At 68.9% G+C, this 15,344-nt stretch carries 6 protein-coding genes; all 6 read right to left on the bottom strand.

What is annotated here, in order from left to right:
• Nucleotides 1–22: 22 nt before the first annotated feature.
• Entirely contained in the window at nucleotides 23–964 is a 942-nt protein-coding gene (locus AC1PLR_RS07140; protein ID WP_481103099.1) for a glycoside hydrolase family 43 protein, read from the bottom strand.
• Between the two features lie 110 nt (nucleotides 965–1,074).
• On the bottom strand, nucleotides 1,075–3,951 hold the full coding sequence (locus AC1PLR_RS07135; RefSeq protein WP_481103098.1) for a TonB-dependent receptor: 2,877 nt from the start codon (nucleotides 3,949–3,951) through the stop codon (nucleotides 1,075–1,077).
• A gap of 496 nt (nucleotides 3,952–4,447) precedes the next feature.
• The gene (locus AC1PLR_RS07130) at nucleotides 4,448–6,862 is read right to left on the bottom strand and encodes a beta-L-arabinofuranosidase domain-containing protein (protein ID WP_481103097.1); all 2,415 of its coding nucleotides are present in this window, start codon (nucleotides 6,860–6,862) and stop codon (nucleotides 4,448–4,450) included.
• Between the two features lie 326 nt (nucleotides 6,863–7,188).
• Complete coding sequence (locus tag AC1PLR_RS07125) at nucleotides 7,189–9,039, bottom strand: Svx/AvrXca family virulence/avirulence protein (RefSeq protein ID WP_481103096.1); 1,851 nt, start codon at nucleotides 9,037–9,039, stop codon at nucleotides 7,189–7,191.
• A gap of 385 nt (nucleotides 9,040–9,424) precedes the next feature.
• The gene (locus AC1PLR_RS07120) at nucleotides 9,425–11,020 is read right to left on the bottom strand and encodes a family 43 glycosylhydrolase (protein ID WP_481103095.1); all 1,596 of its coding nucleotides are present in this window, start codon (nucleotides 11,018–11,020) and stop codon (nucleotides 9,425–9,427) included.
• Entirely contained in the window at nucleotides 11,017–15,327 is a 4,311-nt protein-coding gene (locus AC1PLR_RS07115) for an Ig-like domain-containing protein (protein ID WP_481103552.1), read from the bottom strand. Before AC1PLR_RS07115 ends, AC1PLR_RS07120 begins: the two co-directional genes overlap by 4 nt.
• Nucleotides 15,328–15,344 lie beyond the last annotated feature (17 nt).

The raw sequence follows: 15,344 nt of genomic DNA, 5'->3' as shown, positions 1-15,344 counted from the left end.
AGACGCCAGACATCGCTTGCGCTCAGTGCCGCGCAGGCGACCAGGCATCGCGCCAATCGATCCGGAAGCCTTGGCCATCCAGCGTCAACGGCAACCAGACATAGCGCCCATCGATGGGATTGCCGGGGTTCCAGCGGTCGCCAAGATAGATGAAATGCTCTGGCCGTCCCGGCCATGGCAGCACATAGGCGCTCTGGCTGTGGAAGGTCAGCGCCGCGTCCTCGCCACGGGCCGGATTGCCGAACTCGGTCCACGGCCCGGTCGGCAACGGCGCGGTGGCGCCATGCGCGGTATTGGGCTTCCAGCCGGTGCATTCGGAACCGAGGAAGTAGTAGCGCCCTGCCTGCTTGAACACCGCCGGCGCCTCCAGCCAGCGCTCGACGAAAATGCGCGCGAAAGTCGGCTCGGTGTCCAGGTAATCCGGACGCAAGCGGGTGACATGCATCGTCGCGTTGCCTTCGGAGCTGTAGAACAGGTAAGCGCTGCCGTCGTCATCCTGGAACAGGGTCATGTCGCGCGACTCCTGGCCATTGGGCCGGAACGAACGCAGGTAGCGGTACGGCCCGTCCACCCGCTCGGCCATCGCGACCCCGACCCGTGCATCCTTGTAGCCCTGCCCTGGCCGCTCCAGGTGGAACCACATCACGTAGCGGCCGGTGGCTGCGTTGTAAAGCACTTTCGGACGCTCGATCACGGCCCCCTTGGCGATATCGGACTGCCGGTCATCGGCCACCTGCAGCGCGATGCCGCGGTTGTCCCAATGCAACAGGTCGCGCGACCGATACACCGACACGCCCACCTGGGCGGTATTGCCGCCCGCGCCGGCGGTCTTGTATTCGCCGAACCAGTAGTAGGTGCCGTCGCGGTCGCGCAGCACGCCGGCGCCATGGGCGTTGATGGCAACGCCCTGGCGATCGTTCCACACCGCCCCGGGGCGGATCTGCCCGGCACCGACAGCCGCCATGCATGGGGCCGCCAGCAGCAGCGCGCAGCCCCACATCACGCTGCGCTGGCGCAGACGCCCGCCTGCGACGGGCGCTGCAACGTCCTGGATCGGACTGCCGGAAGGCACGCTCAGAACTTCACCGTCGCCCGCGCCCAGTAGTAGCGGCCGAGCAGATCGTAGGTGGCCACGTCGGTGTTGGCGTTGGTGACGTTGTTGGCGTAGTACAGCGGCGGCTGCCGGTCGGCCAGGTTGTCCACGCCCACTTCGAAGCGGGTATTCCACGGCTTGACCTGATAGCCCACCTGCACGCTGTGGTAGACGTAGGCGCCGATGTCGCGGACCACGGCGGGCTGGTCGGCATCGGCCGACAGGCTCTGGCGGGTATCGGCGCTGCCGATCTCGGTGCGGCCGATGTAGCGGATACGCCACGACGCGCTCCAGTCGCCCAGATTCCAGTTCAGCGTCCCCAGCGCGCGCCAGCGCGGGAAGTTGCCGTAGGCGTAGGTGTACTTGCCGGCGTTGTGGATGGTGACCGTGCTGGGGTCGGTGGTGTCGGGGTTGATGTCGTAGCGGATCACGTAGGTGCCGTTGAGGCCGGCGCTGAAGTTGCCCCAGGCAGTGTCCGGCAGGCGGTAGGTGAGGCTGAAATCCGCGCCGCTGGCCCACAGCTTGCCGAGGTTCACGGTGGGCTCGGCGATGTAGTTGATGGTGCCGTTGTCGTTGCGGTGGATCAGCGCGCAGAACGCGCTGGCGTCGTTGGCGTAGCACTGGTTGAGCACAGTCTGCGCCGAGACCTGGGTGATGGTGTCCTTGAGGTTGATCTTCCACAGGTCCGCGCTCATCGACAGACCCTCGACCCAACCCGGGTCGTAGACCACGCCGAAGTCGTAGGACATGCCGGTCTCCGGCTTGAGCTGGTAGCCGGCCACGGCCGCGCCGGAGGCCTTGGCGCCGACCTGGTTGTCGGACTGCTGGTAGCTGCCGTCGGTGGGCACGTTGGCGCACGCCGCGGCATGGCCGCCGGTGTAGCCATTGCACGGATCGGTGACCGACGGCGCGTCGCCGGCCACGCCGGCATACAGCTCGCTGATGTTCGGCGCACGAAACACCTGCGAGGCGGTACCGCGCAACAACAGGTTCTCGATCGGGCGATACTCCAGCGAGACCTTGCTGTTGGTCTTGCTGCCGACGGTGTCGTAGTCGGAGAAGCGGCTGCCCACGGTCAGGTTGAGCGAGTGCACGCCCGGCAGCCCGGCCAGCAGCGGGAACAGCGCTTCGGCATAGGCTTCCTTGACGCTGAAGCTGCCGCCGAGCACGGAGGCGCAGTACTCGATCACGCCGCACATGCCGTTCTCGTCGCCGGTCCACAGCGGATCGGCGGCGGTGCTGGTGCTTTCCTTGCGATAGGAGACACCCACGGCCAGGCTCGCGGTGCCGGCGGGCAGGGCGAACAGTTCGCCGTTGGCGTTGGCCTCGAACTGCTTGACCGTATAGACGTTGGTGACGATCGGGTTGACCACCAGCGCTTCCAGCGCGGCCTTGTTGCTGGCGGCGTTGAGGTTGAACACGTCGATCGGGGTGCAGCCGGCGATCACCGCGCCGGCACTGCCGCACTTGACCGTGCCGTCGGCGGCCAGGAACGACGGCCCCACCGCGGCATTGAAACCGGCGTAGTCGAGGAAGCCGTAGTTGATCGACTTCTGCTTGACCTTGCCGTAGTTGAGGCTGGCATCCCACTGCCAGGAACTGTCGCCGAAGCTGCCGCGCAGGCCCGGATTGATCTGGAAATTGTAGGTGTTGTACTCGTAGCGCCGGTTGCCCAGCACGGTGGCGCGGGTGTTGAAGTTGTTGTACGAGGTGCCGGTGCTGCGGTCGGTGCCGAAGTTGACCCCGAACGGGTTGTAGTAACTGGCGGAGGAGACCAGGAAGTTGTCGCCGTTGGCGAAGATCGGGATCGGCGCGATGATCGAGGACGAGGTGGTCTTGCTGAAATAGGTGTTGACGTAGCCTTCCAGGTGGTCGCTGAAGCGGTAGCTGCCGAGCACGAAGGCGTTGGTGCGTTCCTGTGGGGTCTGCAGCAGGTTGTACGGCTGGTAGTTGTAGGAATCGGTCGAGGCGACGTAGCAGTGGTACTGGCTGGCGTTGGTCGGGCTGCTGCTGCCGCCGTTGAAGGTGACCCGCGAACAGCCGTTGCTGGCCGCCAGCGCCTTGGCCGCGGCCGAGCCGTCGTTGAAGCTGATGCTGCCGGTCGGCGTGGCCGAGGAGCCCTGCCTCACCCCGACCCCGTCGATCAGCGACAGCGCGTCCTTGGAATACGCCCGCGCGCCGGCCGAGACCGGGTCGATGTCGTGGTAGGACAGGCCGGCGACGATGCTGCCGCGCTCGCCGGTCTTGCCGGCCGTGAGCGAGAAATTGCGACGGTTGCCGTCGCTGCGCGAACTGGTGCCGAAGTCGGCGCTGGCCTCGACGCCGTCGAAGCCCTTGCGCAGGATGAAGTTGACCACGCCGCCGATCGCGTCCGAGCCGTACACCGCCGAGGCGCCGTCGCTGAGCACTTCCACCCGCTCGATCATGGTCGCCGGGATCGCATTGACGTCGTTGCTGGCCAGGCGCGTGCCGTTGACCAGGACCAGGGTGCGCTTCTCGCCGAGGCCGCGCAGCGAGATCACCGAGGCGCCGGTGCCGCCACCGTTGTTGGTGTTGGGATTGGTGGCATTGCCGGCGATCGACGGCAGTTCCTGCACCAGGTCGCCGAGCGTGGCCTTGCCGGTGGCTTCGATCTGCGCGCGGCTGATGGTCACCACCGGGTTGGCGGTCTCGGTATCGACGCGGCGCAGGCGCGAGCCGGTGACCACGATGCTGTCCAGGGTCTGGGTGGCGCTGTCGGCGCTCGCCTCCTGCGCCTGCGCCGCTCCTGCGCTCCCCAGCGACAGGGCGGTGGCGACTGCCAGCGCCAGCGGCGTCGCGGCATGACGGAAGGAAGGGCGTGGCTGCGGAAACGACATGGGGCGGACTCCTGGAAGGTGGCGAGACGAGACAGCGAAAAAACGCAGGCCGAACGACGCCATGCCGGCGCCATGCCGACGGACGGACCTGCTGGACGGTGGCGCCTGCGCGGCGCCTGCGGTGGCGTGCCTGCACCGGACCACGACGGCCTGGCGCACAACGGGGAAGCCGATCTCCTGCGCGCACGGCCGTGCGCGGCTCCCCCGCTCCTGCGATGACGTCCGACGACGATGGCGGCGCTCCGGTGGCGCGCGCCGGCGCCACGGCCGGTACGACGATGCGATCAGATTTTCATCACGCGGTCACACTGTGACGTGTGCGCACGCCCGCGTCTTGTCGCGATTCGCGGTTTCGCATGCGGAATCATGCATGGTCGTGCGTGGCTGCGCGCCTGCATGCGGCGCTCGTGGCGAGGCATGGCGTTGTGTGTCGCGCAGACACGACACGGCAGGCACACACTGCCATCGCTGCGCACGGCGATGCCGCTGGTTGCGGTCACGCCGGGATCAGCCAGCCGCCGAACAACGGACCGGCGGTGTCGCCGTGCTGCGGCTCGATGCGCACGGTCAGCGGCTGCGCATCGCGCGTCAGTTCCGGCGGCAACGGGTAGTCGCGGTCGACGAAATCGATCACCTGGCCGCGCTCCACCGCCACTTCCACCGCCAGCTTGCCGTTGACCAGGATGTTGAAGCGGCCCTTGTCGCTGCCCCAGAAGCGCAGCCGCAGCGCCAGCGGCTGCGCGCTGCCGCGCATGCGAAACTCGACGAAGCCCTTGCCGCGCACGTCGCGGCACTGCTGGCGGCGGTAGGCGCCGCCGAAGGAGGTGTCGCTGCGCAACTGGTGCGCCTGCTCGGAGGCTTCGTCGCCGAACTGGATCATGTCCACCGCGATCGCACGCAGCTTGTCCTGCTCGGCCTGGCGGCGCGCCCGCCGCTGGGATTCCTGCGCCCACTGGGTCGGGCCCATGCGCTTGAAATACAGCGCACTGCGGCGCTCGTACTGCGCGTAGAACGGCACGAAGGTCAGGCCCGGCGGCTGCGTGCTGCTGGCCAGGAAATGACCGGGCTGCGGCAGTTCGGCGAAGCCGCGCAGCGGATCGGCCGCGGCCACCAGTGCCGGGTCCGGCGCGTCGTAGGGTGTACTCACCGGCCCCAGGTCGGCGGCCAGCGCCAGCGGCCCGCGCATCACTACCACGGTGTCCGCATCCCCGGCGGCGTGTTCCAGCCGCAGCGGCGTGGCCAGGTCCAGGTCGATCACGTCGCCGGCGCGCCAGTCGCGCTCCAGCGTCAGGTAGCCATCAACCAGCGCGGCCCGTGCGGGGCTGCCGTTCACGCGCAGCGTGTAGCGGCCCTGGCACCAGGCCGGCACCCGCAACAGCAGGCGCCGCGGCGCGCGTTGCCCGGCGCGCAGCACCTGCAAACGCACCTTGCCGTTCTCGGGCACGCCGCTGTCCAGTTCCAGCGCCAGATCGCGCTCGGTCCAATCCAGCCGCGAGGGAATGTAGAGATTGACGTACAGCGAGGTGGCGTCCTGCCAGTAGATCGCATCGCCGAACTGCGCGTGCGCTTCCATGCCACTGCCGACGCAGCACCAGAACGAATCGAACTTGTCGGAGAAACCGCGCTCGCCGCCGCTGATCATCGGCGTCATGTAGGTGAACATGCCGGTGGCCGGATGCTGCGCGGCCATGGTGTGGTTGTGCAGCGTGCGCTCGTAGTAGTCGAAGTAGCGCGCCTGCGGCGTCCACTGGTACAGATGCCGGGTCAGCTTGAGCATGTTGTAGCTGTTGCAATGCTCGCAGGTCTGCTCGGTCAGGAACGCGGCGATGGTGTCCGGCTCCTGGAAATACTCGCGGTCGGCATTGCCGCCGATCACGTAGCTGTAGTGCGCGGTCACCGTCTCCCAGAAGAAGCGTGCCGCCGCGGCCGCATCGGCATCGCCGGCGACCTCGAACTGGCGCGCCTCGCCGATGAACTTGGGCACCTGGGTGTTGGCGTGGATGTGCGGCAGTTCGTCGCGCCCGGCCGCGGCCGGGTCGATCACCTTTTCGTGGCGCAGGCGTTTGCCGACGGCGACCCAGCGCGCATCGCCGGTGCGCGCGCCCAGTTCGATGTAGGACTCGTTGAGCCCGCCGAACTCGGTGTCCAGCAGGGTCTGCATCTGCGCGTGGTCGAGTGCATCGAACACGCCGGCGGTGTAGGCGGCCAGCGGCAGGAGCACCTCGAGCGCCTGCTTGCTGCCGGCCAACGCATGCGCATCGAGCAGGCCGGCGAACAGCTTGTGTTGGGTATACAGCGGCGACCAGCTGCCGTTGAGATTGAACTTGCTGCCCTTGATGATGCCGCGGCGCACGTCCTCCAGCACCGCCTTGCCGCCCTCGATCTCGCCCTTGTCGCTCTTGCGGGTGAAGCCGCCGACGTAGCCGTCCGGGTCCTTCGCCTGCGCACGCGCCAGTTCGGCGACGATGTAGTCGATGCGTTCGCGCAGCACCGGGTCGCGGGTCTGCGCATGCATCTTCGCCAGTGCGCTGAGGTAGTGGCCCAGCGTGTGGCCGGCGATGGTGTCGCCCTCCCAGCCGCCGTACACCGCGCCCTTCGGCGGCAGGCCGGCGTACTGCAGGAAGTTGTGCAGCAGGCGGTCCGGCTCCAGTTCCAGCAGGTAGCGGCGGTTGGTCTGCAGCGAGTCCAGGAACAGCGAGGGTTTCAGCGTGACCTGCTGCAAGGGCAGCGCCTGCACCCGCCCGGGCGTGGACGCGGCGGCGTCCAGCGGGAAGCGCAGCAGCCCGGCGGCCACCGCCAGTGCGCTCCATTGCAGGAAGCGGCGCCGCGAAGGATCCAGCGCGGCCCCAGCCGCATCGGAAGCTGCGTGCGCGCAGGCGGCGCCATGCCGATGCATGCCCTGCCCGCTCATCGCCGGCCTCCCGCGTGCGAGGCGGCATGCGGGAAAGAAACGCATCGAGGCATGGACTGCTCCTGTGTGAGATGTCGGGACGCCGACGCCGCAGGGCAACGACCAGCGGATCCATAGCCACTGTGTCATCCGGGTGACAGCGCGTCTTGTCCCCACTGATGCGTGCTGATGCGGATTTCTGCCGAATCACCCGCATCGCCTGCCGCAGGCGACCAGCCCTGCGGGCAGCGCCGGCGAACGCGAACGGCACCGGGAAACCGCGGCGGTGTCGCAGCGAATGCACCGTGCATCCGCCACGACACCGCCTGGCAGTCATTGCCGGTCGATCATTGCGGCTTCGCCGTGACCTCTGGCACCGCGTCGGCCAGGTCGGCGCCATAGTCGGGGTTGGTCACCGTATCCGCATCGACGTATCCATAGAACACGCCCTTGCTGGCCGACGCGCCGCGCTGCTCGACGTCGCCACGCAACTGCGCGGAGCCGGACAGCGTGAACCCGCCGAACGCCCCCGCCGGCTTGAACACCGTATGCAACTGGGCGCGATCCTTCACCGTCACCCCGTCCTGCAGCAGGCTCAACCCGCCGACCACGGCGCCGTCCTGCACCTGCCCGCCCAGGATCGTCGCATGATCCTCGATGCGCGCATCGCCCAGCACCTTGCCCCCCAGCACCCGCGCATGCGGGCCGACATAGGCGGTCGACGCGACATACGCGTTCTGGGCGACCCAGCCACCGCCGTTGGGGTGACGGCCGCCCACGCGCGTCGGCGTCGGCGCCCCGGGCTGCTGGCCCGACGGATACGCGTTTTCCAACGTGACGCTCCACGGGTAGCGGTAGACCGAATAGTAGGACTGATCCCACTTGATCTTCTGCATCTTGCTCGGCGTGCCCATCACCACCAGATACAGGTCGCTGTCGCCGCTGCGGAGCTGGAACGACAGCGCGGCCTCGGCGCCTTGCTGCAGCGCGCTGTAGCGCGGCTTGCCGTTGGCATCGATCGCGACCAGGCCCCAGCGCCAATCCGAGTCCGGCGTGCCGATGCGATCGGGATCGTTCGCCAGCCCGGGCAAGGTGTCGACCGCCGACGCCTGCTGCAAGTCGCCGTGGAATCGCACCACGACCGCCCCGGCGCCCTGGGCGGGAACCAGCCGTACCAGGTTGTAGCCCCAACGCTGCGGCGCCCAGTCGAACGGCACTCGGTAGACGCCTGCCTGGCCCTGCACCGGATCCAGCTGGGTCAGGCGCAGTGCGCGATCGCGATTGGTCTCATCGGCCAGGTTTTCCGGATCGAACGCGGTATTGCTGCCGTATTGCTGACGCATCACGGCGCCGTGGTCGCGACCGTCCGGGTCGGTGTAGTCCCATTGCACGTTATGCATGGCCCAGTCGCCGAGCACGTCGTTGAGCTGCGACTGGCTCCAGCCCATGTTGTCGCGAATGATCGAGAACGGATCGGCATCGGCCTGGCGGGAATCGCCGGGCTTGGGCGCCTTGGCCCACAGATCGTTGATGATCGCGTAACCGAAACGATCCTTGAGGTACTCCATGAACTGCCAGTTGCAGTAGCGGTCGCGGGTCGAGCCAAGATAGAGATGCGGGTAGTTCACCAACATCTCCGAGCACTGCACGTCGTCGTGGAAATACTGATGCGCCATCCAGTTGGCGTGCGATTCCCAGATCCAGCCGACGTACGGCGAGTCGCGCAAGCCGCCGGTGCTGCCCTGCAAGCCATGTGTCAATTCATGCGCCAGACCCCAGTGATAGCCCAACTGGTCCGGATTGATCCACATGCCCATGCCGCCGCTGGCGGAGGTACCGCCGTTCAGGCCAAAGCTGTGGTCCAGGTAGACGCTGACCTTGTACTTCGTTGCCGTATTGCAATACGGCTCGGGAAACCCGACGCGCCCCATGTAGTCGTCCCAGATCAGCTCCAGCTCCTTGGCTGCCGAAGTCACGTCATCCTGCGACACGGCTTGTCCGTCCTTCCAGCGGAACGCGAAGTGTTGGGTTTCGTAGCGGACGGCCGGCATGTCGGTGTCGTCGGGATTGGCGATCCATTGACCGGCGGTGCAGGCGGCCGCGGCCGCCGCATGCGCATGCTGCGCAGCCAGGGCCAGAACCGCCGACAGGCACACCGTGGACACCAGACGCACGAATCGAGAAGCAGCAATTTTCACGGCTCCACACTCCTCTTGTTCGATGACAGTGGATGGATTGGGCGAGCGACGCGCAATGCGCTGCAACAGCGTGCCGTGATGGATGATCCGCCATCACCCCGATGGCATGCCGGCACAGGAACGCGTCCGGCGCAACGCCGACAACAGCGGCGTCAGCCACGCGCATATCGCTAGCCCGTTTGCAGACTAATGCAGTGAAACGCAATGCACCTTACGGTTATCCCCACGGAGTCTGGCTAATTCCGCACACATTGCGAAAATCAAACTGGCGTCACGACAGGAACATGATGCGACCGGCAACTGCGGCCGATGTCTGCAGTGGGCTCGCCACTGGAACGCACGCGAAGGTCGGCGACGTTGGCGCAATCGGCACCCCCGCCTCGCCTCAAGGCGTGTCGCAGCGCTGCGCATCCGCCACAGTGGCCTGCGGCAGGCGCTGCGCCTGCGGCGCCAGCATCTCCCACTCCTGCACCGCCAGCGCCGCGTAGCGCTCGCCGCTGCCGGCGGCGTCCAGCACGGCACGCACGCAGCGCGTGGTCACCGGCGCGAAGCGCAGCGTCTGCCAGCGGCCGGCGACGGGTGCGCGCGCACTTTCTGCCAGCGGCCACCAGCGGCCGTCGCGACGGTACTCGAGCCGCCAGCGCGACGGCGGCGCCACGCCGCTGTCCGCGCCCGGCGGATGATCGGCCCAGAACAGGATGCGACTGCCCTGCAGCGTCACCGGTTGCGCCCAGCTGTACTGCAGCCATTGCTGCGGTGGGTTGTGCGGCGTCCAACTGCCCCATAGCTGCGGCGGCAACGGATTGCGCTTGACCCGGCCGTCGTTGAGCGCGGCGATCCAGTACTGGTGCGGGATGTCCGGGCCGTTGGACGCGCTGGCCTGCGCATAGCGGGCGAGGTTGCGCTGCGGCGGCAGCGGCGGTTGCGGCCGGCGCGTGGCCAGCACCGGCAGGATCCGCGCCTGCTGCCGGGTGTCGTCCCACTGCAATCGGTCGATCGCCACGCTGCGGCGGAAATGCCCGCCGCCCTTGGCATCGGCGGTGTGGTAGACCAGGTACCACTGTCCCTTGAACTGCACGATGCCCGAATGCGAGGTGGTCGAGGACACCGGCGGCAGGAGTACCCCGCGGTAGGTCCATGGCCCCAGCGGCGACGGCGCGCTGCCGTAGGCGATGCACGCGTGGTACAGCGTGGGCGTGCAGTCCGAATCCGGACCGGCATGGTTGCCGGCGTAGGCCATGTAGTAGGTGCCGTTGCGCTTGAACAGCCACGGCGCCTCGAAGTAGCCGTCCAGCGTGGTCACCGCCACCGGCTGGCCCTTCGGCGTGACCATGTCGCGTTCCAGTTCGATGCCGAACAGCTTGCCGAAGGTGCCCCAGTACAGGTACACGCGCCCGTCGTCGTCCACCAGCACGGTCGGGTCGATGTTCTGGATGGCGTTGGGCGTCGGCAGCGATTGCGACAGGATCGGTCCCTGCGGATGCGCGTCGCGCCACGGGCCCACGGGGCTGTCGGCCACCGCCACGCCGATCGCGAACGGATCGGCATTGCGCGAGTGCGCTTCCTGCACCGGCGCATACAGGTAGTAACGCCGGTCCGGGCCCTGCACGATCTGCGCGCCGTAGGCGTGCCCGGGCGCGGCCCAGGCGAACACCTGCTGCGGACGCAGCAGTGCCGGGTAATAGGTCCAGCGACCGCTGCCAACGTCGTCGGTGACCAGCAGTTGCCAGCGGTCCATGACGAAGTCGTTGACCTCCGGCGGCGCTTCGTCGCGGCCGGCGATGATGTAGAGCTTGCCGTCGGCGACCAGCGGCGCCGGATCGGCCGCATAGTCGCGGCCGTCGGCCAGGATCGGATTGCCCGGCGCCTGCACCTGCCGCGACCACGGCACTGCCGGTGCGGCAGCCGCGACCAGGCCGATGCAGGCGGCGCACGCCAGCGAGAGGCGCGCAGCGGCTCTGCGCAACGGCTGGCGACTCATGGCGCCGCCTCCGCCTCGATCACCAGCTCCAGCCGCACCGGCAGTTCGCCACTGCCCTTGCGCCCCTGCGCCTGCCCGACCACGCTCAGGCGACCGGGCTTGGCATAGACGGTCGGCGCCAGCGGCGCCCAACGTACCGGCACGCGCTCGCGCGAGCCGTCGTTGTACTGCACGGAGACCAGTTCCGGCAGCGCTGGCGCCTGGCCGGCAGGCACGTGCAGCGGCGGCGGCGCCTGCACGGTGGTGAGCTGGCCTGGCGCGGTCGCGCGGACCCAAACGCTGGCTGTCACCGGCACGCCGCCATCGGCCAGGCCCTGCACCTGCACGCGGCCCTCGCCGGCCAGCGCCGCCGCATCGACTTGCGACCAGCGCACGCCCAGCCAAGCCCAGCTGCCGTCGGCGAAGTAGCCGGCGATGCGTGCCGGCAGCGTTGGCGCCTGCCCGGGCGCGATACGCACGTCCACCGCTTCGGTCGCCACCGCACGCTCGGCGAACACCTGCCATTCGTCCAGGCCGACCGCGTAGTGGCCCTCGCCCTGCGCCGCGGTCTGCAGCACCGCGCGCAAGGCCGTGGTGATCACCGGCGCGAACGTCACCCGGCTCGGCGCGCCATCGCCCTGCACCGGATAGCCGCCGCGCACGGCGATGTCGCGCCATTGTGTGCCGTCGCGGTATTGCAACGTCCACGCGCGCGGCAACGCCACCCCGCCCTGCGGTTGGTCGTCCCAGAAATACAGCGCCGCCGCGTTCAGCCGTTGCGGTTGCGGCCACTCGTACTGCACCCACACCGAGGCCGGCTGCGTGCGTCCCCAACTGCCCCAACGGCGGTCGGCGGCCGGCACCTGGTCCGGCGCCGGCAGCAGCCCATCGTTGAGCGCCTGCAGGCGGTGATGGCCGGCGGTGAACTGCGCGCTCGGCGTGGCCTCGCCCTGCACCTGCAGGGTCTGCCCGGTCGGAGCCGCCGCCGCGATCACCGCCACCTCGGCGTGCCCTTGCAACGCGCCATCGTCGGCCTGCAACTGCAGGGTGTAGGCGCCGGGCGCGGTGAAGCGCACCTGCGTGGTGGCCGCCTGCGGCTGCTCGAACAACGCCGCACCGCCGGGCGGTGCCTGCAGCATGCGCCAGTGCAGGGAAAGCGTGCCGTTCGGCAGCGCGTCGTCGCCGACCCGCCCGGCCAGGCGCACCACGCCGCCGGCACTGCTGCCGTCTTCCTGCCAGGCCTCGACCTGCGGCGCCTGGTTGCCGTGCACCGCCGGCGCCGGGACGCCGCTGGCATAGGCCTGGATCTCCTTGATGCCGGTGCGCAGCGGGCCGGCATGCGTGACCTGCACGCGCCAGCGCTGCGCGCGCAGCGGCGGGAAACGGATGCGGTTGCGGTTGCCCTGTGCGATCGGCGCATCGCGCACCTGGCCCGGCACGGTCTTCCACACGCCGGCGTCGAAGTACTGCAGCACGTACAGCCACGGCGGCGCGTAGCCGGCGCGCGTGCCCGACGGGAAGCCGTGCTGTTCGCCGGGCGGCGAGGAGCTGCGATAGAAGTACACACGCACGTCGTCCAGGGTCTGCGGGTGCTGCAGATCCAACTCCAGCCAGTCGCTGCTGCTGCTCGAACCGGCGGTGCCCCAGAACGGTTCGTTGGCGGTGCTGCCGTCGACCGCGGCCGTGGCCGGAAACCCGTCGGCCGCATAGCTGGCGCTGACCGTCGCGCCCTGCGCCAGGTTGCGCGCGGCCGGCGGCAGCGTGGTGTCCAGCCCGGCCTCGGCCAGCACCGCGCCGATCCGCGCCGCGGCAGGAAACCGCACCTGCTGCGGCGCCTGCAATGCCAGCCGATGCGCGACCAGCACCTGCATCTGCGCGGCACCGGCATTGATCGCGTCCGGCAAGGCCTGCACGCGGCCGCTGGCCGGGTCGTACAGCACGTGCGCCAGGCGGTCGACGGTGAAGGCCAGGTGGCCATCCAGGTACAGCGAATAGCCCTTCGGCGCCGCTCCGCCGTAGTGGCGGCCATCGCGATCCCAGACGATGCTCAGGTCGCGATCGCGATAGCGCAGGCGGTCGGCGGCGAAATGATCCCAGCCGATGTCGATGGGATACAGCTCGATCAGGGCGTCGCTGCGCGGGCGCAGGCCCATCGCATCCTCGATCACGGTGAAGTTGGTGGCGCCGAGCTGGGTGTGGTGGATCCACGAGCGATAGCCGATGCGGCCGCCATCGGCGGCACTGCCCTGCGCCCAGAATTCGTTCTGGTCCGGGTAGCGGTTGTCGCCGTCGATGTAGTGCGCCCACGCGTTCCAGTACAGCAGCTTGCGGTAGCTGGATGCGTCCAGGTACGGGCTGGGGTAATCGCGCAACACGCTGCCGAGCAGGCGGAACGCCACGGTGGAATTGATCACCGAGAAGTTGTTGCTGCCGCCTTCGCCGCGCGCCTGTTGATCGGCCTGGTTGGCGGTGTAGAACGGGAACAGCGGGAACTGCCGCGCATCGGCGAACAGCCGCAGCGCACGCACGTACTTGGGGTCGTCGTCGACGTCGCCGTGCCTGGGCATCAGGCCGACGCTGAAGGGGTAGTAGTTGTTGGTTTCCTTCCAGTCCACCGGCAGCCGCGGCCCATCGGCCTGGCGCTGCTTGAGCAGGTCGCCGTGCAGGCCCATGCCGTCGGCCTGTGCACTGTGGTCCTGCCACAGCACGTCCAGCACAGCGCGGCGGATCTTCGTCGCCAGCGCCTGCATGCGCGTGGCCGTGGCGGCATCGCCGGCCAACTGCGCGGCCTGCGCGGCGGCCAGCGCATTGGCGTACACGTACGCGCTCTCGCTGCGGTCCATGCGCGGCGCGCCATGCCGCTTGGCCCAGTCGAAGGACACCGCGTCGGCGTCGTTGCCGGTCATCGCCGCCCAGTCGTATTCAATCAGGCAGTTGCCGTTGCGGTCGTAGGCGCGCAGCAGCGCGTCCACGTCGTCGCTGGCGTAGCGCGCCAGTTGCCCGGCGATCGCCGGCGGCCCGCCGTGCACCTGGTAGGCGCGCCAGGCGGCAGCGCTGAGGTACTGCGCGTAGGAATTGGACCAGTTCTCCGGCGCGCCGGGATTGTCCACGTACTTGCCGCCGCCGGCGGTCTCGCCGGCGCCGAGCCAGGAGCCGTAGGCGTAGAGCGGATCGCGCAGGTACTTGAGGTCGTCGATGAACATGCCGGTGGTGAGCACGATGGCGTTGTCGTAGCCGAGCACGCCTTCGATCGCCACCGGGAACTGGTAGTCGTTGCCGGGTACAGCCGCGTCCAGGAAATTGAAGCGCAACAACCACCAGCGGTAGAACAGGGTCTTGTCGAGATTGTCCTCGGGCGTGTCCAGGTACGGCAGGTTGTCGGCCCACCAGCGGTTGTAGGCGACGACGTGGTCGCGGTAGGCCTGCTGCGGCGACTGCGCGGCGATGCGCCGGTATTCCTGCTGTGCGGCCGGCAGTTCGCGCGCGATCAGCCCCAGTTGCACCTTCAGCGTCGGCGCGGCGCCGTGCGCCGGCACGGCCAGCGGCCGCGCGATGCCTGCGCCATCGACCGCGAAGCCATCGCCGGAGAGCCGCGGGAACAGCGTGGTGATGGCGTTGTGGGTGACGAAGGCGCCGGTCAACTCGGCACCGTCGGGATGCGTGGCCATCGGCGAGACCGCACGCACGGTCAGCGCATGCGCCGCGCCGTCGGTGCTGGACACGGTGAGCTCGGCCACCGCCACGTTCTGCTCGCTGATGAACTTGACCAGTTGCAGGCGCACGCCGCCGCCTGCGTACACGCTGCTGAAATAGCTCGGCGTCTGCCGACGCTGTGCGCTGTCCTCGACCAGCGCGATCGGCACGCCGTCGCGCTCCAGTTGCAGGCGGAACAGCGCGTCGTGGCCGGTCTTGTGCACGTAGGCCACGTCGCCGACGAAGCCAGGCTCCTTCGGCTTGTGCGTGTACAGGTAGGCGGCGCGGCCGCGGGTGAACAGCCAGTTGTTGCTGTCGCCGAAGCCGCCACCGGTGCCCTGCCGCGCCAGCAGGCGGTCGATCCAGAAATCGCGGCCGGGCGCGCTGCCGGCACCCGCCGTCAGGTCGGCGGCGAACACCCGCTGCAACTGGCCCTGCGCCTGCCCCGGCGCGAACGCCACGCCGCTGTCCGGCAGCGGCTGCGCATCGCCGCTGAAGCGCGGCATCCCGATCGCGGCATTGCTGGACTGCAGGCGTTCGCCATCGCGGTCCAACTGATCGCCAGCGTTGGCCGCCGCCACCGCGGCAGCGACGCACAGCAGCCCCCCCAGGAGAACGGCAGCGCCGCGCCGCATACGCGACGCGGCGCGAC

The sequence above is a fragment of the Xanthomonas sp. NCPPB 3570 genome, assembly GCF_056725115.1.
The sequence above is the reverse complement of the archived record's forward strand: the minus strand, read 5'-3'. Positions and strand labels throughout refer to the sequence as shown.

Excerpts from the sequence above, each read along its gene's own strand:
- AC1PLR_RS07140 (WP_481103099.1), bottom strand. The coding sequence starts at position 964 with ATGGCGGCTGTCGGTGCCGGGCAGATCCGCCCCGGGGCGGTGTGGAAC.
- AC1PLR_RS07135 (WP_481103098.1), bottom strand. The coding sequence starts at position 3,951 with ATGTCGTTTCCGCAGCCACGCCCTTCCTTCCGTCATGCCGCGACGCCG.
- AC1PLR_RS07130 (WP_481103097.1), bottom strand. The coding sequence starts at position 6,862 with ATGAGCGGGCAGGGCATGCATCGGCATGGCGCCGCCTGCGCGCACGCA.
- AC1PLR_RS07120 (WP_481103095.1), bottom strand. The coding sequence starts at position 11,020 with ATGAGTCGCCAGCCGTTGCGCAGAGCCGCTGCGCGCCTCTCGCTGGCG.
- AC1PLR_RS07115 (WP_481103552.1), bottom strand. The coding sequence starts at position 15,327 with ATGCGGCGCGGCGCTGCCGTTCTCCTGGGGGGGCTGCTGTGCGTCGCT.